This is a genomic window from Oceanobacillus aidingensis (genome assembly GCF_042654105.1).
GTDB lineage: Bacteria > Bacillota > Bacilli > Bacillales > Amphibacillaceae > Oceanobacillus > Oceanobacillus oncorhynchi.
Genome location: NZ_JBHSFT010000004.1, coordinates 44,822 through 66,665, shown reverse-complemented (window position 1 = coordinate 66,665; position 21,844 = coordinate 44,822). Strand labels below are relative to the sequence as shown.

21 protein-coding genes are annotated in these 21,844 nt (G+C 42.4%); 3 read left to right on the top strand and 18 right to left on the bottom strand.

Annotated elements, in window-relative coordinates; translation table 11 throughout:
• The first annotated feature begins 137 nt into the window (after positions 1 to 137).
• From ACFO3P_RS04020 to ACFO3P_RS04010, 3 genes are all read left to right on the top strand, one after another.
• Positions 138 to 1,133 carry an ABC transporter substrate-binding protein gene (locus tag ACFO3P_RS04020; RefSeq protein WP_193065083.1) on the top strand — a complete coding sequence of 332 codons (996 nt, stop codon included), beginning with the start codon at positions 138 to 140 and terminating at the stop codon, positions 1,131 to 1,133.
• A 144-nt stretch (positions 1,134 to 1,277) separates the two neighbouring features.
• The gene (locus tag ACFO3P_RS04015; RefSeq protein WP_212929177.1) at positions 1,278 to 2,135 is read left to right on the top strand and encodes an ABC transporter permease; all 858 of its coding nucleotides are present in this window, start codon (positions 1,278 to 1,280) and stop codon (positions 2,133 to 2,135) included.
• Positions 2,135 to 3,343 carry a quaternary amine ABC transporter ATP-binding protein gene (locus ACFO3P_RS04010; protein ID WP_256705202.1) on the top strand — a complete coding sequence of 403 codons (1,209 nt, stop codon included), beginning with the start codon at positions 2,135 to 2,137 and terminating at the stop codon, positions 3,341 to 3,343. Before ACFO3P_RS04015 ends, ACFO3P_RS04010 begins: the two co-directional genes overlap by 1 nt.
• Positions 3,344 to 3,494: 151 nt before the next feature.
• Here ACFO3P_RS04010 and ACFO3P_RS04005 read toward each other — a convergent pair whose 3' ends face one another.
• The 18 genes from ACFO3P_RS04005 to ACFO3P_RS03920 all read right to left on the bottom strand — a co-directional run bounded on the left by ACFO3P_RS04005 (position 3,495) and on the right by ACFO3P_RS03920 (position 21,774).
• A complete protein-coding gene (locus tag ACFO3P_RS04005) occupies positions 3,495 to 3,719 on the bottom strand; it encodes a hypothetical protein (RefSeq protein WP_042529564.1) in 225 nt (74 codons plus the stop codon).
• 122 nt (positions 3,720 to 3,841) lie between these two features.
• Entirely contained in the window at positions 3,842 to 4,261 is a 420-nt protein-coding gene (fabZ, locus tag ACFO3P_RS04000) for a 3-hydroxyacyl-ACP dehydratase FabZ (RefSeq protein ID WP_379542171.1), read from the bottom strand.
• A 724-nt stretch (positions 4,262 to 4,985) separates the two neighbouring features.
• On the bottom strand, positions 4,986 to 5,315 hold the full coding sequence (locus ACFO3P_RS03995; RefSeq protein ID WP_042529560.1) for a DNA-directed RNA polymerase subunit beta: 330 nt from the start codon (positions 5,313 to 5,315) through the stop codon (positions 4,986 to 4,988).
• A 99-nt stretch (positions 5,316 to 5,414) separates the two neighbouring features.
• On the bottom strand, positions 5,415 to 6,233 hold the full coding sequence (locus tag ACFO3P_RS03990) for a flagellar hook-basal body protein (RefSeq protein WP_379542170.1): 819 nt from the start codon (positions 6,231 to 6,233) through the stop codon (positions 5,415 to 5,417).
• A gap of 13 nt (positions 6,234 to 6,246) precedes the next feature.
• On the bottom strand, positions 6,247 to 7,053 hold the full coding sequence (locus ACFO3P_RS03985; RefSeq protein WP_256705205.1) for a flagellar hook-basal body protein: 807 nt from the start codon (positions 7,051 to 7,053) through the stop codon (positions 6,247 to 6,249).
• An 83-nt stretch (positions 7,054 to 7,136) separates the two neighbouring features.
• A complete protein-coding gene (mreB, locus tag ACFO3P_RS03980; protein ID WP_379542169.1) occupies positions 7,137 to 8,138 on the bottom strand; it encodes a rod shape-determining protein in 1,002 nt (333 codons plus the stop codon).
• 251 nt (positions 8,139 to 8,389) lie between these two features.
• Positions 8,390 to 9,955, bottom strand: a complete 1,566-nt coding sequence (locus tag ACFO3P_RS03975; RefSeq protein ID WP_042529551.1) for an ROK family protein — start codon at positions 9,953 to 9,955, stop codon at positions 8,390 to 8,392.
• On the bottom strand, positions 9,955 to 11,049 hold the full coding sequence (locus ACFO3P_RS03970; RefSeq protein ID WP_256705206.1) for a DUF917 domain-containing protein: 1,095 nt from the start codon (positions 11,047 to 11,049) through the stop codon (positions 9,955 to 9,957). Before ACFO3P_RS03970 ends, ACFO3P_RS03975 begins: the two co-directional genes overlap by 1 nt.
• A 44-nt stretch (positions 11,050 to 11,093) precedes the next feature.
• Positions 11,094 to 12,380 (bottom strand): purine-cytosine permease family protein, encoded by a 1,287-nt coding sequence (locus ACFO3P_RS03965; RefSeq protein WP_379542168.1) that lies wholly within the window; start codon positions 12,378 to 12,380, stop codon positions 11,094 to 11,096.
• 629 nt (positions 12,381 to 13,009) lie between these two features.
• Entirely contained in the window at positions 13,010 to 13,132 is a 123-nt protein-coding gene (locus ACFO3P_RS03960) for a hypothetical protein (protein ID WP_264299300.1), read from the bottom strand.
• Between the two features lie 40 nt (positions 13,133 to 13,172).
• Positions 13,173 to 13,760, bottom strand: coding sequence for a TetR/AcrR family transcriptional regulator (locus ACFO3P_RS03955; protein WP_193064692.1), 588 nt, complete (start codon positions 13,758 to 13,760; stop codon positions 13,173 to 13,175).
• Between the two features lie 210 nt (positions 13,761 to 13,970).
• Positions 13,971 to 14,300, bottom strand: a complete 330-nt coding sequence (gene spoIIID / locus ACFO3P_RS03950) for a sporulation transcriptional regulator SpoIIID (protein ID WP_193064693.1) — start codon at positions 14,298 to 14,300, stop codon at positions 13,971 to 13,973.
• A 501-nt stretch (positions 14,301 to 14,801) separates the two neighbouring features.
• On the bottom strand, positions 14,802 to 15,665 hold the full coding sequence (locus ACFO3P_RS03945; RefSeq protein ID WP_193064694.1) for a M23 family metallopeptidase: 864 nt from the start codon (positions 15,663 to 15,665) through the stop codon (positions 14,802 to 14,804).
• A 272-nt stretch (positions 15,666 to 15,937) separates the two neighbouring features.
• Complete coding sequence (gene spoIID, locus ACFO3P_RS03940) at positions 15,938 to 17,155, bottom strand: stage II sporulation protein D (protein WP_379542167.1); 1,218 nt, start codon at positions 17,153 to 17,155, stop codon at positions 15,938 to 15,940.
• 570 nt (positions 17,156 to 17,725) lie between these two features.
• Positions 17,726 to 18,757 (bottom strand): ABC transporter ATP-binding protein, encoded by a 1,032-nt coding sequence (locus ACFO3P_RS03935; protein WP_193064696.1) that lies wholly within the window; start codon positions 18,755 to 18,757, stop codon positions 17,726 to 17,728.
• A gap of 4 nt (positions 18,758 to 18,761) precedes the next feature.
• The gene (locus ACFO3P_RS03930) at positions 18,762 to 19,697 is read right to left on the bottom strand and encodes a C40 family peptidase (RefSeq protein WP_193064697.1); all 936 of its coding nucleotides are present in this window, start codon (positions 19,695 to 19,697) and stop codon (positions 18,762 to 18,764) included.
• A 1-nt stretch (position 19,698) separates the two neighbouring features.
• Complete coding sequence (locus tag ACFO3P_RS03925; RefSeq protein WP_379542166.1) at positions 19,699 to 20,820, bottom strand: mandelate racemase/muconate lactonizing enzyme family protein; 1,122 nt, start codon at positions 20,818 to 20,820, stop codon at positions 19,699 to 19,701.
• Between the two features lie 39 nt (positions 20,821 to 20,859).
• The gene (locus tag ACFO3P_RS03920; RefSeq protein ID WP_193064699.1) at positions 20,860 to 21,774 is read right to left on the bottom strand and encodes a S66 peptidase family protein; all 915 of its coding nucleotides are present in this window, start codon (positions 21,772 to 21,774) and stop codon (positions 20,860 to 20,862) included.
• Positions 21,775 to 21,844 lie beyond the last annotated feature (70 nt).

The window sequence follows — 21,844 nt, the reverse complement described above, 5'->3', positions numbered from 1 at the left end:
ATCATTTTCTTTCAGCTTTTGAATAAATAGCTTGATTGATTAACCCGCTGCAAAATTTTTTGTTTTACACACTATTTTGCTTTCATTTTCATCGAAATATATACCTGAAAATTCCAAAAATAAAAGGGGGAGAAAAAATGAAGAAATTATTATTTGCTTTGATAACTGCATCGGTTCTTATTTTAACTGCATGCAGCGATGCATCAAGCGAGGGAGAAATTGATACGATTGTTTTAGCTGATGCCGGCTGGGACAGTATTAATGTACACAATTATATTGCGGCACAAATCATGGAAGAAGGATACGGCTATGATACAGATATTACTTCCGGTTCAACTGCAGCGACCATACAGGGGTTAAGTGATGGGGATATCAATGTGTATATGGAGGTATGGACAGATAATATCCGCGATATTTATGAGGAATTAACAGAAGCAGGCGATATTGAAACCTTATCTGTGAATTTTGATGATAACAATCAGGGGCTGTATGTTCCTGCCTACGTTATCGAGGGTGATCCAGAACGAGGAATTGAGCCGCTTGCACCTGATTTACAAACCGTAGAAGACTTGAAGGATTATCCGGAAGTATTCCAAGATCCGGAAGATCCGGATAAAGGACGTATTATTAATGCGCCGAGCGGATGGGCTGTAGAGGAAGCCATTAATGATAAATTCGATTTCTATGAATTAGATGAGACCTTTAATAACTTTAGCCCAGGCTCTGATTCAGCTATTATTACCGATTTAGCCCGTGCTTATGAAGCTGGAGAAGGATGGGTCGGCTACTATTGGTCACCTACAGCGATTACTGCAAAATATGATTTGATTTTACTAGAAGAAGCACCTTATGATGAAGAAATTTGGGAAGAGTCAAAAGGAACCGAATTCCCTCCAAATGATGTGGTTATTTCCGTTCATCCGGATTTTCTTGAACAAGCACCTGAGGTTGTGGAATTCTTAGAACAATATGAAACAAGCAGCGCATTAACCGAAGAAGCGTTAGAGTATATGGAAGATAATGGCGCATCAGCAGAAGAAGCAGCTATCTGGTGGATGCAGGAGCACGAAGATATCTGGACAGCCTGGCTTCCAGAAGATACTGCACAGGATGTAGTTGATTCATTGGAATAAAAAAATAAACAATAACGTGGAGTAGCTGGCCACCAGGTTAGCTGCTCTTTCTTTTTCACAATCCGTCATTTCGTTTTTACCTTAACTAAAAAATACATTACAGAAAGAGAGGTAAATACTGCTTCCTTAGCAGTTATCATGCTTATGATTCAATTTCCAGACATTACATTCGAAGCTGGAAAGTATGTTGACGAATTTGTCAGCTTTCTTGCCAATAACTTAGAAGTTTTATTTGATTTTATATTTTTCATCACCTCGAGGTCTATCAGCGGACTCACTGATTTTCTAATGATTATTCCATGGTGGCTGTTTATCGTTATCATCTTTTTACTTGGATGGTATTTTAAATCGCTTTTCTCAGGTGTTTTATACGGCCTCTTTATTTTTCTCATTGGGAGCTTTGGCCTGTGGGAGGAAATGATGATTACGATTTCCATCATTTTAACTGCCGTTATCATTTGCTTGATTATTGGAATTCCGCTTGGAGTTGCAATGGCATTTAATAAATGGGTCTCGATGATTTTGCGTCCGATTCTTGATGCGATGCAGACGATGCCGAGCTTTGTATATCTCATCCCGGCTATTTTCTTCTTTGGTCTGGGTAATGTTTCTGCTATCTTCGCTACATTAATTTATTCCCTGCCGCCGGTCATCCGTTTAACCGACCTGGCTATCCGCGGTGTGGATAAAGAGGTTGTGGAGTCAGCGCATTCGTTTGGCTCTTCCAGATGGCAGACCTTATCCAAAGTTCAGCTGCCGCAAGCATTGCCGACAATTATGGCCGGTGTCAACCAGACGACCATGATGGCATTAGCCATGGTTGTTATTGCATCCATGGTCGGTGCTTCCGGTCTGGGCGAGCAGGTGCTGGTATCGATTAACCGGATCGATATTGCGCTCGGCTTTGAAGCTGGTATCAGTATCGTATTTCTGGCGATTATTATTGATCGTATTACCAATGGTATCGCAGAAAAAGTACAACGTCGTGGAGGTAATCAATAATGTCTGTACAAATACAAGTAAAAAATGTTTCTAAAATATTTGGTTCCAAACCGAAATCTGTCATCCCTATGATCAAAGAAGGATTATCGAAGGAAGAAATTTTGAAGAAAACAAATCATACGGTTGGTGTCTATGATGCAACCTTTGACATTCAAAAGGGAGAGGTCTTCGTTATCATGGGGCTGTCGGGAAGCGGGAAATCCACCTTAATCCGCTGCTTCAACCTTCTGAATAAACCGACAGACGGTTCGATTCTGATTGACGGGCAGGATATTACCAAATGCAGCCGGGACGAATTAAAAAAAGTCCGTCAGGAAAAAATTGCGATGGTTTTCCAGCACTTTGGTCTCTTCAGCCACCGGACGATTTTGGCAAATGTCGAGTATGGATTAGAAATTCGGAATGTCCCAAAAGAAAAACGCAGGGAAATTGCAATGCAAAATATTGAAACAGTAGGGTTAAAGGGCTATGAGGATAAATATCCGGATGAATTATCCGGCGGTATGCAGCAGCGTGTCGGCTTAGCAAGAGCACTCACCAATGACCCGGATATTTTATTAATGGATGAGCCTTTCAGTGCACTTGACCCGCTGATTCGCCGGGAAATGCAGCTGGAGCTGTTAGACATTCAAGAACGGCTGCAAAAGACGATTATTTTTATTACGCACGATGTGAATGAAGCCTTTCGAATCGGCGATCGCGTAGCTGTGATGAAGGATGGACATGTGGAGCAGGTCGGGACTCCTGAAGAGATTATCGCCAGCCCCGCCAATGACTATATTTCTGAGTTTATTAAAGATATCGACCGTTCCAAGGTATTTCAGGCAAGTCATATTATGACCAAGCCGAATGCGCTTGTTTCCATCAAGGATGGAATCAATGTGGCTGTCAAAGAAATGCGCGAAAATGGCATCTCCAGCGTATTTGTCGTAGACCGCTCCAGACGGCTTCAAGGGATTGTGACGATTGATGATGCGATACAGGGAATCAAAGAGCATAAACAATTAAGCGATCTGATCAAGAAAGATATTACGGTTGTCGCAGGAGATGAATATATCAATGATTTAATCCCGAAAGCATTGGAGTCCAGCTTTCCTTTAGCTGTAGTGAATGAGGAACAAAAGCTGGCCGGCTATATTTTACGTGTTCATGTATTATCCGGTCTTACTTCCGATGATGTGACGGAAAGTGAAGAATATGTTCATTAAGCAGGCTTCATCATTTCTTAAAAAATAATAAGAAGAAGGTAATGGACGTGGGGGATTTACTCCTATCAGCGTGAGAGAATTTTTATTTCTCTTCTCACTGTAAGAGGATAACCAAAAAGTCATTGCCTTCTTCTTTATTATTTAGAGCGGCTTATTCGTTATTACGAGGCATGTCTTCTTCTCTCTCGTCAAAGTTGTCTTCATCCATGGGATCATCATTACGATTATCGTCGTTACCGTTAAATTCATCTTCTCTTTCTTCATGATCAATGGTCGGGTTATCATCTGCCGGCTCTTCATTATTGGATGTACCGCATCCAGTTACCAGCGTAAGAGCAAGAGCAGAAGCACCAACTTTTAATAATACTTTTTTCATAAAAAATTCCTCCCTTCTATATTAACCTATTGCTCGAAATTAGGTTAACCCAGAAAAGAGGAATCATACATTTCTTATTCATAATCATTTAGGAAATTTATTACATATTGCTGACGAATCCTTTATTTGATTGCAAATGTAATTTCTGCTTCACATGCAACCTCACCGTTAACCGTCGCAACGCCTTTTCCTTTGCCGATTGGCCCCTTCATGCGAATAATCTCAACCACCAGCTCCAGCTGATCTCCTGGCTTCACCTGACGTTTGAAGCGGCATTTATCCACGCCTGCTAAAAAGCCGATTTTCCCTTTGTTTTCTTCGATGCCTAAAACAGCGATCGCGCCTGTTTGTGCCAATGCTTCTAAAATAAGAACTCCAGGCATTACCGGGTAATCTGGGAAATGGCCGGGGAAAAATGGTTCATTTGCTGTGACATTTTTGATGGCTATCACTTTTTTGCCTTCTTCTATGTCCTTCACCTGATCCACTAATAAAAACGGATAACGGTGCGGAAGAACTTCTTTGATTTGTTGAATATCCATATTTTTTCGACTCCTTTTTTAAAATAAGAATGTTAATAAAATAGCTGAAAACAGCCGCTCTGGAAAAACACTACGCTATATAAATTAATATTAATAGTTGCCGCTACAGAAAAACACTACGCTTTCCATGGGCCCCGAGCTCATCTCCTTTAAGAAAGACTTAGCGATTGGCAAGCCGACAGGCGCAGACAGAGCTAAAGTCGCACTTATGCCCCGAGGGTAGAAAAAAAGAAGTTCGCTTTTTTTCTGCGGGGTCTTCCCTCCGCGCTTTCCCACGACGGACAGGACGTCCTAGTGTCGGTCGTTGGTCACAGGACGTGACCGTTCTTAGCCGACCAGGAGTCTCCATGTTTTTCTTCTGGGACTGGGACTGCGGTTACTCGCCCCACCGAAAACCATTGCGATTACTCGTCCCATCAAAAAGCATTCGCTAGTCTCTGTTCTCAATCATCATTTCGTCAATGTTATAAGAAAACAAATGGCTATCTAGTTGTATCAAATATCACATTTAAAAATTCATTAACCTGATAACAATGCTGGCATTACTCGCTCCATCGAAAACCGTCGTAGCGGAGATCTTCTTGGCAAGAACACCGATGATTTAAAGAGCAAGTAGTGTTCTTGTTTTTTCTTATCTGTGCACAAATTCAGTTTTAGTAATAATTTGCTTAACGTACCTATTTAAACTATAGCAAAAACATATTCGTCCATCCTCGAATATGTTTTACTCTGTTTTATTTACAATGTCGATAATATGCTGCCAGGTCTCTAGGCGCAGAACATCTAATGGAGATCCGTCGCCAAGTACAGCAAAACCAATCATTAGGCCAATGATGAAGGCTGCTGCAGCAAAAATTGTGATAACAATGATACGCAGCCAAATCGGAAAAATACGCAAACGCGGTCTGCTGCGTTTCTCCTCACGTTTACGCTGCTGTTTTTCTTTTTTATCTGTTTTTCTAGAAATATCCTGTTGTACTGCTTGTTCCTCACCAGCTGCTGTCTCTTGCTCAGCTTCCTGTGAGGTATTCTGTGAAGATGGATTATTCGTCATTTCGGTAACTCCTTACAAATGGATGTTCAAAAAGAGCAATCAAACAACGCATCCTTCTTGAACACTAACGGTATGTAACTGCCATCGTCTCAACCTGAATCAGGAACGAATGGTATTCACTAACCCAAGCATTTGATCGCCCATGGTGATGGAACGTGAATTAAATTGATAAAGCCGCTGGGCTGCCATCATATCTGTCATCTGCTGCGACATGTCCACATTTGATTGCTCCAATGACTGCGGATGGATTACAGCACCCTCACCAGCATATGCTTGTATGATTTCGTCTATATCCGCTGCTCCTGAAACAGTAAAGAAATTATCTCCTTCTGCTTCCAAAGCGCTGGGCCGTACAGCTTCCACAACAGCCAATTCAGCTTCTGCCGTCTGTTCACCGTCTCTGGTGACCACCAATTGACCTTGATCATTTAATTCAATGGCATCAAACCCGTCTTGGATTTCAATCGGTCCCTCTGTCCCGATAATAGGGTGACCATCGGAAGTTGTCAAGGCAACGCCCCCTCCTTCAACTGGAGAAAGGAAAAAGGAACCGTCTCTCGTATAGACTGTATCCTGCTGCCCATTTTCTACGCGGTTCACTTGAAAAAACATATTCTCTTCCGTTAATGCAGCATCTAAGCTGCGATCTGTCTCTATCATGCTTCCCTGCAGCTGGTTCAGGTTAATAGCACCTAACCCCGCCCCTGCTCCCACACGTATTCCATCGGGAGTCAGTCTGCCTTCTGCATTTTCCGGAGCATTCAAATTATCAATTTGCTGGCTTAGTAAGGAAGAAAATTCAACTTGTCTGTTTTTATATCCAGTTGTGTTGCTATTGGAAATATTATTGCCAATAACATCAAGCTTGTGCTGGATTTGGTTCATGGTTACTGCTGATTGATTCATAATACGTGACATGTTCAATTCCCCCCTATCCTAATCGACCAACTTCTGTAACAGCTTTTCCGAGACTCTCATCATATACCCGTAAAACGCGCTGATTACTCTCAAATAACCGATAAGCATTCATCATATCCGTCATGGCTTGTTCGGTATTGACATTCGATTGTTCTAATGCCCCCTGGTGCAATACATACGCTGCATCTGCCGGCACAGCCTCTGCATCCCCTTCAAAAAGATCATTTCCTTCTTTCGTCAGCGTGTTTGCATCCGCTGCATACTGCATACCAATTGTCACATCGCCGCCAGCTGTCGGAATAACGCCCTCTGGGGTAATAGTCTCTATCGTTCCGTCTGTCTGAATGTTATTCCCGTCTTCATCTAAAACATAGTATCCCTGATTCGTCACAAGGAAACCTTCTGCGTCAATCGTAAAATTACCATTTCGCGTATAACGTACATCTCCATCTTCATTTTGAACGGCAAAGAAGATAGCCCCATTTTCATCTGGAACATTTCCCTGCTCGATCGCAACATCTGTCGGCAGTCCCGATTCGTTGATATCCCCTTGCGCAAAATGAGGAATCGTTTCTTGAACATATACGCCTGTATTCATACCGCCCAATTGACGGGATAAAGGAATATTGAAACCTCCTTGCGTGGTCGGGATGGTGTTCCCGCCGCTTTGCTGTATCAATAATTCCGGAAAAGCACGAATTGCCGTTTGATCGGCTTTGTATCCTGGCGTATTTGCATTGGCAATATTATTAGACAATGCTTCCTGCTGCCGCTGCTGCGTTATCATACCACTTGCCGCTCCATATAAACCTCTTAACACAAAGCTTCCTCCTCTGTATGTAAAAGATTAGAGCTGGCAGGGTAATAAAATAAGCAACACATTCTGCCAGCTTCTATTAATGATTAGTTTACACTTCTTTTTTCAAGCTTATCAATATTTTCAAGCATGATTCCCGTTCCCTTTGCAACACAATCCATCGGATCCTCTGCAACAAAGATAGGAACCTTTAATTCTTCCGCCAATAATTGGTCAATTCCATGAAGCAGTGCGCCGCCTCCAGTCAGGATAACGCCCCGGTCAATGATATCTGCGGATAATTCGGGAGGTGTCTGTTCCAGAACTGCTTTAGCTGCCTGAACAATAAGTGCTACAGATTCCATCAACGCCTGTGAAATTTCCTCTGATTCAATCGTTATCGTTCTCGGTAAGCCAGATACCATATCCCGGCCTCTGATATCCATGGATTCTTTACGTGATTCAGGGAACACCGTAGCGACATTGATTTTAATATCTTCTGCAGTACGTTCACCAATAAGCAGTTTGTATTCCTTTTTAATATATTGCAGAATATCCCAGTCAAACTTATCTCCAGCCATTTTAACGGATTGCGAAGTAACAATGCCGCCCATGGACAACACGGCTACATCGGTTGTTCCGCCGCCGATATCTACTACCATGTTTCCGCTTGGCTGATAAATATCCATTCCAGCGCCAATCGCAGCTACTTTAGGCTCTTCTTCTAAGTATATGCGCTTTCCGCCTGACTTCTCTGCTGCTTCTTTAATGGCTTTTTGTTCCACTTTCGTTATGTTTGTCGGGCAGCAAATAAGCATTCTCGGCTTTGACAAAACACCTTTGACATTAATTTTATTTATAAAATATCTTAACATGGCTTCTGTGACATCAAAATCAGCAATAACGCCGTCCTTTAACGGGCGCAGCGCCTCTATATTACCCGGTGTACGTCCAACCATACGGCGGGCTTCTTCTCCAACTTCAAGCACACGGTTCGTATTTCGATCCATGGCAACGACAGATGGTTCATTTAAAACTATTCCTTTTCCTTTTACATGTATCAACACATTTGCGGTACCAAGATCAATCCCAATATCTCTGGAAAACATGAATCTAAATCCTCCTAGCGTTACTATCTTGCACCGTCCTAAGACAAAATGCTACTAGTATACTATTTTACCACAAAACCCGGTAATTAACTGTATGAAAATAAGATTTTTTTATTTTTTTAAGGCGCTTCACCAAAATATCCAGAGGACAAACTACTTTAAAATGTGAAAGTGGAGTAATTAAAAAGGCAAAGTTGACATGATATTTCCTATGTCAACTTTGCCTGAACACTTCTTTGTATTTTTTTAGGCTATGCGTTCCGCTGCAGTTCTCCGGCTGCTTTCACTCTAACCCGTGTGGCATTTCCCGGGAGATAAGCTAAAGGAACGTCCTCTACATCAACAATCACAAGAGTCTCCGGATCTGCACCTGCATTTACTGCTGTTGCTTTTGCCTCCGATTTTGCCGATTCCAGTGCATGCTCCCGTCCTACCTCATCTAATAAGTAGATTCTTTCTACTTGTCCGCTGACCTGAGAAATCGCTGAACCAATGGCATTAGCAACACCGGAGTGTTCTGGTCGGAGGACGCGTGAAGCCCCTTTTAATTCAGTTGGTAATAAAATACTCCCGCCGCCGACAAGAATAACAGGAATGGGATCCGCGGTTGTCTTCATTTTGTCAATAGCCTCTTCTACAAGCTCCACCATCTTCTCATAAACTTTATTCAGCCATGACTTATCCAGATGAGCCACTTTGGATGCATCACCTAAATCAACTTTACCAAGCGCTACTGCTACATCTGTTGTTGTCAGTGTATCACCGCCGAAAATCATTGCTTTCTCAGGCAAACGGTACCCGACGCTGTCCGGACCAATTGAAAATGCTTCGTTTTCTTCTGCATGGATAATTGTTCCTCCGCCGAGTCCGATAGAAATTAAGTCAGGCATACGGAAATTCGTTCTTGCTCCTCCAATTTCTACTTCCAGAGAAGATTCCCGCGGAAAAGAATGAATTAACACACCAACATCTGAGGTTGTACCGCCAACATCTACAACAATAGCATCAGACAGGTTCCCTAAATAGGAAGCGCCGCGTAAAGAGTTTGTCGGACCACAGGCAACTGTAAATATCGGGTAACGAACCGCGTAATCAACAGACATTAATGTTCCGTCATTTTGTCCAAAAAATACTTTTGCATCAATATTTTCACTTTTTAACGCATTGATAAACCCGTCTGCAGCTGTTTTCGCTACACGGATTACGGAAGCATTCAAGATTGTTGCATTTTCACGTTCCAGCAGACCGACAGAACCAATTTCAGCAGATAATGAAATGGCCACGTCTTCTCCTAATACTTCTTGAAATATTTTCTTTGCTCTCTCCTCATGGTCGGTAGATACAGGAGAAAAAACAGAAGTGATTGCAATAGAATCTACCTCTCCTTTTACTTCATTGGCAATTTTGTATAAATGTGCTTCATCTAAATCAACGATTTCCCTGCCATCAAATTCATGTCCGCCACGTACAAGGTAAACATGCTTTCCAAGCGCCGCACGAAGGTCATCCGGCACGCCTACCAGCGGTTTCACTGCCAATGTAGCCGGGGCGCCAATACGAACAGCAGCAATGTTGTTTAACCCTTTCCGCTCTACAATAGCGTTTGTACAATGCGTTGTCCCAAGCATGGCATAACGGATATGTTCAGGAGACACATTTGCTTTTGTAATCACTTCATGCATCGCTGTATAAATTCCAGTTTCTACGTCCTCTGTTGTGGATGATTTTGTTTCGGAAATCACTTGATTATCCTGATCCAGCAAAACAGCATCCGTATGTGTTCCGCCTACGTCAATTCCAATACGATACGTACTCATTATTCCGTCTCTCCTTTACGAACTAATTCTTCCACCGGCGTATATTCGACATCGTAGCCAAAATATTTGGGTCCGACTGTTGCAATCCCTTTTTCCGTTCTCCATTTTTCATGGCATGGTATACCAATAACGACACATCTGGAACCATAACGGATTCCTTCTGTAGTAATTGGCAAACCTGTTTCTGCATCCAGTACGGCAATTAAATCCGGTGTCACACAAAGCAATCGCCGATCTGTTTGAGCAAGAAGATGCTCATTTTGAAAACGAAGCTGAAGCGTTTCTTCTTTATAGTCACCGATTCCTTCAAAGGATGCTGTACCTCTCGCAAAACCAGTTTCTGTTTTCCGATCGATATCTGTTACTTTTCCACGGAATAATTCAAACCCGCCCACTGTTTTCAAAACTTCCTGAATCGCATTGACATTATTTGCTTTAGCAAGGCGAATGGTTTTTCCAATTTCCTCTTCCAACTTTAAAATACCGGCAATTCCGCTATCTTTTAGATTTTTACCTCGCATGGAATACATGGCATTCATTACAGAGCCGCCCATTTGAATGGCAGAGGCGCGGGCAATGCGTTCTGTCCAGACGTTATCAATCGTGGATAACAGCGCTGTATTCCCTTTTTCATCGCCGATTACTGCCGGAGTAGCCTGGATACCATCTAAATAGAATGTAACCATCTGCAGTTCAGGAAATGCTCTTCCCATTCCATCTGCATCAATAACAGGCAATCCCCGTCTTGCAGCGAGCGCAAAAGGCAGCATGGAGTTTACTCCTCCCGCTTCAATCGGAAAAGTTGCATAAATGTCTTCCCCAAGAAATTCTTCCAGTTTCCCAAAAACCTCGATCGCTTCTTCTCCACTGGGAACTTTTTCAAGCATGACCGTTGGAGCCCCCATCATGGAAGAGGGAACAACTAAAGCATCCTCTGGAACTTCATCTATATCCAATAAAGTTACTGGTCCATTTTCTTCGATTGCCTGCAGCGCCATCAGCTTTCCGATATATGGATCTCCGCCTCCGCCTGTTCCAAGCAGTGCTGCACCAACAGCGATATCTTCAATTTCTTGTTTGCCTATTTTTCTCATTTTTTTAAGCCTCCATGTTTCCAGAATATAAGATTTGATTTGTATTATTTCTTTTTTCTAAAGATAAGGGACCCGATATAATAAACGATTCCGCTAATCAATAGCGAGTTAATGGATGGAATACCAATTGTGAGGATATACCCTGCAGCAAAACCTGCTGCCCAGGCAATCAGTGTAACAGGATGCATTTTTTCAACATCTGTGGGCAGCGTCCCTTGTTCTCTGGATTCATACAAACTTTTACGGTGTGTTTTTAAAATAAAGTACTCTACCACCATAATTCCCGCAATTGGCGGAACAAGTACGCCGAGGAATACTAAGAAATCAACAAAATAATCCAGCATTCCAAGCACGGAAAGCACCGTTCCAATAATACCAATCACTAATGTAACCTTTGCACGGTTAAGCTTTATTTTAAATACGGAATCAAAAATATTTGTAAAGCCGAGAGACGAAGAATACAGATTCAAATTATTAATTTTAACTGTAGATAAAACAACAGCAAATGCTCCAAGCCAGCCGGATGCTTGTACCATAATACTCACTACATCATTCGTCCGGGCAGCAAGTGCCATCAATACAGCTATCATATTGATTCCAAGTTCCCCAATCAGTACCCCGATGGTAGCCATCCAGAATACATCTTTACCACTTTTAGCAAATCGGGTGAAATCTGGTGTAATAACAGCTCCAATGATAAATCCGCCTGCAACCATTGTAGCAGCTGCCCCCATTGTTAAAGGGTCACCAGCCGGAGCTGCAGAGAATAATCCATTAATAGAATGCTCACTAAATACATAATAAACGCCCACAGCCATTGCTAACAGGAATAATGGCACTGTAATTGTAGCTGTGATACTCAATAATTTAAAACCGAAGATAACGAGTACTGTAACTCCTAATCCTGTAATCGTAGCAGCAGCTGCATGCGGAAGTGCTCCCCCGGTAGCCTGAACCAGACCATCGGCAAACACAGAGTTTTGAACCCCGAACCACCCGATACAGGAAATAGCAATCACGCCGCCGATAATGCTCGATCCGTATCTGCCGAACCCTGTCCATCTTGAAAGTAAACTGGTGGAAAGACCTTCTTTAGCACCTGCATATCCTAAAAGAAAGCTGATAACCTGTAAAATAACACTTCCCAGCATCGTTGCCCAAAAAGCTTGCCAAAATGTCATTCCATAACCTAGCGATGCACCTAAAATAAATTGGGAAATGGTTGCTAATGCTCCTACTCTAATAATCGTAATACTCCAAAGAGACTGCCTTGCCGATCTGGGTACTCTGGATAGTGAATAATCATCTCCAATATTGGTTTTATTCCCCATTGTTTATTCCTCCTTCGTCATTTCATGCTGTTATGATTGGGTTGTTCAGGAAAAAGCTGCTATTTCGTCTAGCTCATTGAGATGATATTTCTTTCATTCGCTGTAGAATCCTATCAGAGCGCAGGCCAACCACGCAGACTCCTAAGTGGTTGGCAGGCTAAACCCGTGACTCCTGGGGTTGCGATTACTCACCCCATCGAAAAGCGTTGTCACAACGCCTGCACTTGCACGTCCTGGGACTGCGATTACTCGCCCCATCGAAAACATTTGTGCATCGCAGGGCGAGCTGAAGACCCACTTGAAAAGCGGTTTTCTTTTCAAGTTAGCTGAAGCCGTCCCCATGGCAGACTAAGACCGCAACGTCCTGGGGTTGCGATTACTCACCCCATCGAAAAGAGTTGTTGCAACGTCTGCACTAGTACGTCCTGGGACTGCGATTACTCGTCCCATCGAAAACATTTGTACGTCGGAAAGCGGAGTGGTTGGCCGGAGCGGAGCTATGCACCATCATCAAGTCCAAAAAGGCCGGATATTTCACCAAAATGCAAGCATGGTAATGAAGAACATGTTCATCTTGGAATAGCAAGATATATTTGCTTATTCTTAGGTGCGAAAGTTGAGTTAATAACTTATTTTTTAGAAAACTCGGTATATACTTCGCTTGATATTTCATCATTCATGCCTCTGACAGCATTGAGACCTGCGATTACTCGGTCTATTAAAACCGTTGTTGCAATTACTCGTTCTCTCAAAAAGCATTGCGGCTCCTTGCACTGATTAAAATAACGCTGTTTACATGTATTTAAAATGCAATTCCTCTAATAATGATTGCATCAACTGACTTGCCAGTATAATCTGCTCTTCAAAATCAGCCCCGTCGTATAATTTAATCCCCCAAAAGACGCCGTTACCTATCAAAACGAACTGCTTAATAATTCTGTCAATTTCATCAGCCTGCATCTTCGGATAACTATCTCTTAGTATCGAATCTAAGGATGCGACAAGCCATTCATTATATCGCTTCATATGGTCATACAAATACTGCGAGATTCCCGGTATTGGAGAAGTTACCAATGAAATATAAGCATCCGTTCCTTCCATATCTCCTTTATGGTGGTCTGCAATCCCTTCAAACATGGCAGAAAAAATCTTCTGAACAGGCTCCTCTCGCTTCTCATTCAAAATACTTTTCATTTTATCAAAATGGTTATCCAAAAATTGCTTGAATGCCACGATAAACAAATCTTCTTTATTTTTGTAGAAAAAATAAATAGATGCCGGTTTAATACCAACTTCATTGGCTATTTTCCTCATTGTTGCGCCATGATACCCATTTAAAGCATATTGTTTTAGTGCTGCATCAATTAACTTTTTTTGCAATTCCTCACCACCTAACGATTGTTAGATTATTATATTACCTAACATTCGTTCAGTCAATAAGTTATTTGATAATTTAATTTAAATAAAATCTTCTCCTAATTTGCATTAATAGGAATCATCCTTGATCTATTCGTGATTCTCCTTTGTACAAAGAAATGGCAACAAAAAACAATCCAACTTTTTGCTAAAAATTGGATTGTCTCTATTTTCCTAGCTTCCTTGTGCTTTTGGCCTGCTGGAGGAAGATAGGAATGTTTGTGTGATTTTTGCTTCTGTTAATGGTGCCTCGTCTTTTGGCGTTTTATACTTCTTTCTTGTTGCTTCTCCCCCGCGCAAATGTCGGATTGCTTTATGATACTCTAAGATTTCTTTTACTTCCAATGCTAATTTGGGATTGATTTCCGGCAGGCGCTCTGTCAAGTCCTTATGGACCGTACTTTTGGATACGCCAAATTCTTTTGCAATGGTGCGGACTGTTTTTCTCGTTTCTACAACATGCCTCCCTATTTTAATTGTCCTTTCTTTGATGTAATCATGCACACCGTTCGCCCCCCTAAGTTGTAATTCCGAGGTGTCGTTTGGACAGGGTGTATGTTTTGGGATAGGACTTATAAAAGGATGTTCAAAAAATCCACTGAAAATGACACATCGAATTTCTACGTTAGCTTGCTTTTCCGCTAACGTTGCGTTTTTAGCCGACTCGGTCCTTTTCATTGCACTTTTTTGAACACATACTATAATAAGCGGTTGACTATTTTTATGTAGTCATTGGTATATAAAAAAAGGGTTCCACTTTAGATGAAGGATACTTCTAAATCACATGTCTTTTCACCTCAGACAGTTCGATTGCATGGTTTGTAATATCATCATATTAAAAAAAACGTTCCTTTATGCTTAAGATTTGTACAAATAATCCGGGGGACAAGATGTATTTTCAAAAGTTCGTTCCTGCATTGCTTTAGGGGACGTTAAAAAAACCAATAAAAAAACCGGCAATGAAGGATTCATCACCGGATTTTTGGTTTTCCCAAGCATTTCAAATTATTCTTCTGAATTTTCCAACTCTACATCGATTTCTTCATCTGCTTCTTCGTCTTCACTTGGTACTTCTTCTTGTTCCGTATCTTCTTCATCTTCTGCACCCTCTTCAGGCTCTGTTACATCTTCTCCTGAAGTCGGCTCATCGCTTACTGCTTCATCCTCTTCCGCACTTTCTTCTACGGCAATGCTGGATGCCGGCTGCTCAAAATAGCTTTCCGGATTTACTTCTTTGCCATCTTTACGGATTTCAAAATGTAAATGTGTTCCATTGTCTTTACCAAACAAGTTTTTACCAGCTGTTCCAAGCGTGTCTCCTTGTGCCACTTTATCACTGACAGTGACAGCCACATCTTCAAGACTAGCATAATACGTTTTTAAGTCATCCCCATGAGATAACACAACCACGTTGCCTAGTAACGGATCTTCCTTCACTTCTTCTACTGTTCCGCTGATAGAAGCCAAAACATCAAATGATTCTGCATCTGCTGCTGCGATATCTACTCCTGTACTTTGATAGTAACGATTGTTGTAAAGTACAAGTGCATTTTCTCTGTCTTCTTGTTCTGCGTTGTAGTCAAAAAATTTAGTTACGATTTCTGCTTCATCTGTGTTTTCAAGCGGCATTCCTACCAATTCCTGCTGGTCAACTACCGGAACGGAATCTTCTTCATTCATTACTGGAAGATATTCTTCCTCTCCATTTCTTTGATCAGCCGGTTCTGAAACATCAGATCCTGCATTTTGATACCAAACGACTGCTGCTAATAAAACAGCTGCGATACTTAAATACATTGCTGGGAAAAACCATTTCTTGCGGAAAATTTGGCTCCATTTATTTTTTGGGCCTTTGAATTCCTCTTTCATTTTCATCACCTCTGCAACCATTGTGAGCAGAAAAAGAGAATTATATACATGGCTATGAAAAAATTTTTTTGATTTTCATAATAAGTAGTTTATGCAGAGGTTTTCATAGATAGGTTATTTCGCTTTTATCCTGGTTTAAGATAGAAGGAAAAGCTTCATCGCAGCAGCTTCAAAAGCATCTGATTCTCAAACCATATGAAGCAGTTTTTTGCACATGAATAGAAAAGACATTGATAGGCTTACCCTATTTTTTTGATAAAAAATCCCCCGTCTCAGTTAGAAACGAGGGTTGGTGCTATTTCACCTATCTGGCTGATTTCAACATCTGTGTAATAGTGATGAATGATTTCTTCATAGTTTTTACCTTCTGCCGCCATGCCATTTGCTCCGTATTGACTCATGCCGACACCATGCCCATAGCCTTGTGTTGTAAAAATCAAATGGCTGTCACTCTGTTCAATGGTAAAGTCACTCGATCTTAAGCCTAATTTATCGCGAAATTCCGGACCGGTAAATGCCGTCCCGGCTACGGTTATTTCTGCTACTCTGCCGCTGTCTGTATGGTTGATTTCCATCGGGATTGCCTTATCGTCCTGAAGCGGAATTTCTAAAGCCTCGGATACTTCTGCAACGGTCAGCGTTGTCTGCTGGGAGAATTCCGGTGATTCTTGATCCCAGGGACTCTCTACACTGCGCAGATAGGCAACCTCGCCTTCCCAATAATCCTCTGAATTTTCCGTATAGCCATTGCTTGTAGAAAAGAAGGAAGCTGTAATCGGCGCACTATTGTAAGTAATAATCTGCCCTTCTGTCTCTTTCACAGCCTGGTTTATTTTGTTCATTTTCTCATGATATTCTGCTCCCCATTGTTCTTGCAGCTCTTGTTCACTTTTATATACTTGATGCTGTGTCGAATCGGTCAGGTCATAGCTATCATTTTTCTCGCCATTTAATAAAAAGTTGACTGTAAATGTTCTAGCAGCAATCGCCTGTGCTTTTAATGCCTCCATTTCAAACTCTGCGGGCATCTCCGAAGAAACCACACCAGCGACATATTGCTCTACCGGAACATTTTCCACTTCTTCATTACTCACGCGCATGACAGAAACATTAAATGGAGAAGCCCCAACTTCTACTGCCTCGCTGCTGGATGCTGTCTCTTTTGGAAGTTCTTCTGCCCCATCTTCTTCGTTCTCCTTTTCTTCGTCATTGGCTACTATCTCCGAGCCTGCACTAATTTGATTTTCTGTCTTAGTCATTTGTACAACCACTGTCGGGACAGCAAGAATAAAAAACATCATAACCATAAAAACCGTAATGACTATCTGCTTCCAAGGAGACGAGCGCTGAGGTTTATAATGCACTAATTTCCGGTTAGAAAAAGGTACGATTTTCTGGATTGGCTGGTTCGATATCCTGTTTTTCTGCTTCAATTGTTTCATTTTCTTATGAACTGCTGTATTTTTCCGTTTATATTTTTTGTTATACACGTTCCTCCTCCTTTTCTTAAGACTGATAAGCTGTTTATGTCTATCATGCCTACTATTAAATTTATACATTTTACCGGCAAAATAGACCTTTTCTTAAGAAAAAAAGTGAGAAGTGCGTTATGCAAATGGAAAATTAGAATGGAAACTTTATTCAGCGGGGAGGTTTTGCGTTCCTGTGGAATAAGAATTAAAAGCTTTGTGCGTGACATTCTCGGACCGCGATTAATAATGTTGTCAGGTTAAAACGCCGCTGCGACGGGTTTTGGTGGGGTGAGTAATCGCAACCCCAGAAAAACACTACGCTAGATAGGTTTTATTACTATCTGTATCAAAATTAATAAAATTCATTAACTTAACAGCATTGCTACCATTACGCGTCCCATCGAAAACCGTTGCGATCAGGCGTTCAGCCAAAAACATTTGTAGCATCGCCTATATTAAAACATCGTATCTTGCACGAAATTTGGACAGGTTTCTATTATTCCACTTATCAAATAATTCCGCTTTTATGATATACACAAAAAAACCATAGAGGGTCTCTATCGGTTAAGAGTTTCTATGGTCCTCCTGCTATGATTGAATTTCTTCTTCGACAATTTCTTTTGTCCGCTGCGGTCCTGTTGTCAGGCTGTCTTGATAATTTTTATCATAGAGGTGACAGGCTACACGATGCCCGGGATCTATCTCTTGCCATACCGGCTTGACGTCCTTGCATATCTCCATTGCCATGGGGCATCTTGTTCGAAATACACAGCCAGAGGGCGGGTTGATAGGGCTTGGCAATTCGCCTTCTAAAATAATCCGCTCTCTCTTTTCTTCTATATCCGGATCAGGGATCGGGATAGCTGATAGCAGGGCTTTGGTATAAGGATGCAATGGATTTTCATAGAGCGCTTCTCCGCTTGTTTCCTCTACTAAATTCCCTAGATACATTACGCCGATCCGGTCTGAAAATTGTTTTACCATCGATAGGTCATGGGCAATAAATAAGAACGTCAGCCCTTTTTCCTGCTGCAGCCGCTTCATCAGATTGACGACCTGCGCCTGCACAGAAACGTCCAATGCAGAGATAGGCTCATCCGCAATAATAAAGTCCGGGTTTAGCGCGAGCGCTCTTGCAATTCCGATTCGCTGGCGCTGTCCGCCGCTGAACTCATGTGGATAGCGGTTCACATGATCCCGGCTGAGCCCTACCTCTTCCAACAGTTCATATATCCGGTTCATCAGGTCTTTTTTCTTCTTAAAAACCCCATGTACCTCCAGCGGCTCAGAGATAATTTCCCTAATGGTAGACCGGGGATTCAGCGAAGCATAGGGGTCCTGAAAAATCATCTGCATCTTGCGGTAGAGAGCGAATTGTTCCTTTTCCGTCAACCCATGGACATTTTCATAATTAAACCAAACATCCCCGCTTGTTTTTTCATATAATCCTAGAATCGTGCGGCCGATGGTAGATTTTCCGCAGCCGGATTCGCCAACCAGCCCATACGTTTCCCCTTTAAAAATATGAAAAGATACATCATTAACAGCTTTTAAAATATCTGACCTCCCGACATCAAAGTATTTCACTAGATTTTTTACTTCCAGGATTTTATCTTCCATCTCCTCACCTCCAGTATCTTCTTGCTGCGCAGAGCTCCTTTTCATACTCGGTCCCTTTTAAAGGCGTGATTTCCACCCCTTTTCCGGTTTGCGGGGAATGCAGCATTTCTCCATTTCCTTTATAGATGCCGACATGATGGATGGCTCCTTTCCCTTCCTGATAGGCAAAGAAAAGCAAATCTCCCGGCTTGAGGGCATCGATTGCAATTTCTTCTCCCGCCCTCGCCTGGTCTCCCGCATCCCGGGCAATCCAGTAACCATTTGCTTTATGTGCAGCATAGGCCAGACCGGAACAATCATAGCCGAAGGAGCTCATTCCTCCCCAGAAATAATCCAATCCGATGAAGGGAAGAGCTGCAGTGACAATATCTGCTCCGCTGCCCTGTTTTATCCCGTCCTCTTTTGTCACGGTGACTGTTTTTTCTTTGGCGATCTGCTGCTTTCCGGATGGTGTTTGTACATAAACATGTGCTTCCCTCTCCCCTAAATAAGGCAGTATCGTTAAATAACTCAGCTGGATGCGCGTGTCTTTCGCCGGGTCTTCCAGCCAGGCATTGTCTGTCGTCACCACAATATATTTATCCTGAAGCCATGCTTCTTTATCCACGCTTGTCAATTGCCGGAGAGGGATATATCCAGGATAGCCTCTGGAATCTTTTTTGGACGGCTGGAACGGAGCAATCACATGCGCCCAGTCTCCCTCTTCTTCTAAAACGATAACAGGCTCGCCATATAGCGTTTGCGATTGTACGCGATTTTCATTACATAGTGCCAAGCTTTCCTCATAGGTTAAGGAATTGACCCATTTTAATATATCTGTAGGATGGGAGGTTCCATCTTTATCCTCTGCTCTGGCTGCCTGCGGATTGGTCCAAATTGTTGCAGCCTGTACATTTGTTACATGGAATGTTTTCGGAAGCTCCTTCAACAACTGCTGCATTCTACCAGCTCCCCTCCCTTTTGATTGTTTGCAGATAAGCTTTCTTCACTGATTTTATCCCGAGTCCGGATTGATTTGAAAACGTAATTTGATTTCCCTTTCCCTGATACTGGATACCGCCTTCCAAAATATCATCGGACAGCATCAGCGGCGCATCAAAATCAAAGCGGGTCACCGCCGGATGACTGGCTGCAAAATGAGCTGCTGCGGTAATGCCCAGCTTGGTCTCTATCATGCTTCCGACCATACATGAGACACCAAAATCCTGAGCCAGGTTCGCGATTTTTATAGCCTGATGGATTCCGCCGGACTTCATCAATTTAATATTGATTAAATCTGCCGCCCCCATTTCCAGCACACGGCGTGCATCCTGTGTGGAAAATACCGCTTCGTCAGCCATAATTGGTGTTGTGGTACGTTCGGTAATATATTTGAGCGCCTGCACATCATGTGCCGGCACAGGCTGCTCTACCAATTCCAAATTTAATCCCAGCTCTTCCATTTGTGTAATAGCTTTCACAGCCTCTTTCGCCGTCCAGCCCTGGTTGGCATCTAACCGTATCAGCACATCCTCTCCTGCAGCTTTCCTGATAGCAGCTACCCGTTCTATATCTTTTTCTGCCGGGTCCTTGCCTACTTTCACCTTTAAAATCCGAAACCCATTCTCTTTATATAATTTTGCATCCTGCTCCATCAGTTCCGTCTCATTCACGCTGACCGTATAATCATTTTCAATCTGCGAACGATAGCCTCCCAGGTATTGATATAAAGGCTGTTCGGCTGCTTGAGCAAGACAATCATACAATGCCATATCCACTGCAGCCTTGGCGCTTGTATTGCCTGTGATTGCTTTCTCTAAACGGGCAAATACAGCTGCATAAGAACATAATGATGCATCGATTATAACCGGACGGAGCACTTTATCCATTGCATAATGGATGCTCGCCAGGCTTTCCCCTGTAATAACATGTGTCGGCGGGGCTTCTCCCCAGCCAGTGATGCCATTATCGCAGGTTATTTTCACAACTATACTTTCCGCAATGGTTACTGTGCGCAACGCTGTTTTAAATGGGGTATGCAATGGAATCGAGCTATGATAAAGTTCCAAATCAACAATCTTCATGCTAAACAGCCCTTTCTATGTGGGTAATTCTCTCTTTCATTAACGGACTCCCGGCGACAGCTGAAGTGTTTTCGTTCTGCTGGATAACGTTGCTTTTGCCCCCAAAGGAATAGAGAAATGCGGAAAACAGTGGCCAATTCGGAAACCGGCAACAACCGGCTTGGTATAATTTCTAAAATAATGTTTCCAGACTTCCTCCATCCTCAGACTTGGCTGGACTTTCGGTTCAGCTTCCGCAAAGTCGCCAATAATGATACCGGCAGCATCCTTTAGTTTCCCAGCCAGACGAAGCTGGTTCATCATCCCGTCAACTCGATACGGCTCCTCTCCAATATCCTCGATGAACAGCAGCTTATCCTTTGTTACAATTTCATAGGGCGTTCCGATTGTCTGCACCAGGAGAGAAAGATTTCCACCGACAATGCTGCCCGTGGCTTCTCCTTCTCGATAGACAGTCAGCGGAGAAATGCTTTCCGAATAAATGAGATTGGTCGGCCCGAACAACTGTCTAAACAGCTGACTGGAAAGCGTATCGAAGTCTTTTTTCACCATATCCGATGCCGGCATCGGGCCATGGAACGTAATCAGGCCTGTTGCTTGCCGGATAGCTGTATGTAAAAATGTAATATCGCTGTATCCCCAGATAATTTTGGGATTTTTTTTGATTAATTCCATATCTAATTTATCAATGAAACGCCCCGTACCGTATCCGCCTCTGGCAAAAATGATCGCTTTGATGTTCCGGTCGGCAACCATCTGATGAAAATCTGCTAACCGATGGGTATCCTTTCCTGCTAAATAGCCATATTGATCATAGACATGCTGTCCAAGCTTTATCCTTAAACCCATATTTTCAAAAAAGGAGAAGGATTGCTCCAGTTTTTCTTTTTTTACAGGACCGGCCGGCGCAATCATTCCGATGGTGTCCCCAGTTTTCAAACGATAAGAAAGCATCTATATATCCTCCTTTTTTGGCAGTTAAGAAAGTATAAACTTTCTTACTGCATAAGTGTAACTAAGGTTG

Bases quoted from the DNA above. Each gene is read 5' to 3' on its own strand.
- ACFO3P_RS04020 (WP_193065083.1), top strand. From the start codon at position 138: ATGAAGAAATTATTATTTGCTTTGATAACTGCATCGGTTCTTATTTTA.
- ACFO3P_RS04015 (WP_212929177.1), top strand. From the start codon at position 1,278: ATGATTCAATTTCCAGACATTACATTCGAAGCTGGAAAGTATGTTGAC.
- ACFO3P_RS04010 (WP_256705202.1), top strand. From the start codon at position 2,135: ATGTCTGTACAAATACAAGTAAAAAATGTTTCTAAAATATTTGGTTCC.
- ACFO3P_RS04005 (WP_042529564.1), bottom strand. From the start codon at position 3,719: ATGAAAAAAGTATTATTAAAAGTTGGTGCTTCTGCTCTTGCTCTTACG.
- fabZ (WP_379542171.1), bottom strand. From the start codon at position 4,261: ATGGATATTCAACAAATCAAAGAAGTTCTTCCGCACCGTTATCCGTTT.
- ACFO3P_RS03995 (WP_042529560.1), bottom strand. From the start codon at position 5,315: ATGACGAATAATCCATCTTCACAGAATACCTCACAGGAAGCTGAGCAA.
- ACFO3P_RS03990 (WP_379542170.1), bottom strand. From the start codon at position 6,233: ATGTCACGTATTATGAATCAATCAGCAGTAACCATGAACCAAATCCAG.
- mreB (WP_379542169.1), bottom strand. From the start codon at position 8,138: ATGTTTTCCAGAGATATTGGGATTGATCTTGGTACCGCAAATGTGTTG.
- ACFO3P_RS03975 (WP_042529551.1), bottom strand. From the start codon at position 9,955: ATGAGTACGTATCGTATTGGAATTGACGTAGGCGGAACACATACGGAT.
- ACFO3P_RS03970 (WP_256705206.1), bottom strand. From the start codon at position 11,049: ATGAGAAAAATAGGCAAACAAGAAATTGAAGATATCGCTGTTGGTGCA.
- ACFO3P_RS03965 (WP_379542168.1), bottom strand. From the start codon at position 12,380: ATGGGGAATAAAACCAATATTGGAGATGATTATTCACTATCCAGAGTA.
- ACFO3P_RS03945 (WP_193064694.1), bottom strand. From the start codon at position 15,665: ATGAAAGAGGAATTCAAAGGCCCAAAAAATAAATGGAGCCAAATTTTC.
- ACFO3P_RS03935 (WP_193064696.1), bottom strand. From the start codon at position 18,757: ATGGAAGATAAAATCCTGGAAGTAAAAAATCTAGTGAAATACTTTGAT.
- ACFO3P_RS03930 (WP_193064697.1), bottom strand. From the start codon at position 19,697: ATGCAGCAGTTGTTGAAGGAGCTTCCGAAAACATTCCATGTAACAAAT.
- ACFO3P_RS03925 (WP_379542166.1), bottom strand. From the start codon at position 20,820: ATGAAGATTGTTGATTTGGAACTTTATCATAGCTCGATTCCATTGCAT.
- ACFO3P_RS03920 (WP_193064699.1), bottom strand. From the start codon at position 21,774: ATGCTTTCTTATCGTTTGAAAACTGGGGACACCATCGGAATGATTGCG.